This is a genomic window from Oleiphilus sp. HI0080, assembly GCF_001635135.1.
Map to the genome: position 1 here is coordinate 1 of NZ_LWFU01000606.1, position 762 is coordinate 762.

Annotated in this window: 1 protein-coding gene; it reads left to right on the forward strand. The window is 50.4% G+C overall.

Annotated elements, in window-relative coordinates:
* Nucleotides 1-762: transcriptional activator NhaR (gene nhaR / locus A3751_RS13415; RefSeq protein ID WP_068456917.1), on the forward strand; the 762-nt coding region annotated here is incomplete at its 3' end.

Consider the following 762-nt stretch of genomic DNA (forward strand, 5'->3'; position numbering starts at 1 on the left):
ATGCGCCATTTGAATTACAACCATCTTCTGTACTTTTGGACTGTTGCTCAGGAGGGAAGTGTGGCGCGGGCAGCGGATGTTCTGCATCTTGCTCCGCAGACCATTAGCGGACAACTAAAAATGCTGGAGGATTCAATCGGGGAGCCGCTCTTCACGCGCGTAGGAAGAGGGCTCGCAATCACCGATACCGGACGTATTGTCGAGCAGTATGCAGACGAGATTTTTAACCTCGGCGCTGAGTTGACGCAGCGTGTAAAGAACGAGTCGTTGGGGGCGCCAGTCGTCTTCAATGTCGGTATTGTCAATTCGATTCCAAAGCTGATCGCCTATCGAACCTTGAAACCGGTCATGCGTATGATGGAGAGTATGAAAGTCTCTTGTTATGAGGACAGTCTCGAGTCCTTGTTGGCGCAGCTTGCCATTCATAAGCTCGACTTAGTCCTATCTGATAGACCCATCCCATCCAGCGTGAATGTGCGCGCTTACAACCATGAGCTCGGCGCAAGCCCTCTTTCGATATTTGGTTCGCCTGAACTTATTGAGAAGCACCCTCAGGCGTTTCCTGAGTGTCTGGACAACGCTCCGATGTTAATGCCAGTAAAAGAGCATGCTCTTCGACGTAACTTGTCAGATTGGTTTGAAGTAAATGGTCTGACGCAAAATATTGTCGCTGAGTTTGATGATAGCGCCTTATTAAAAGTGTTCGGAGAGGCAGGCGAGGGGTTTTTTCCCGCGCCCACAGTCATGCGAGCGCAGGTTGAA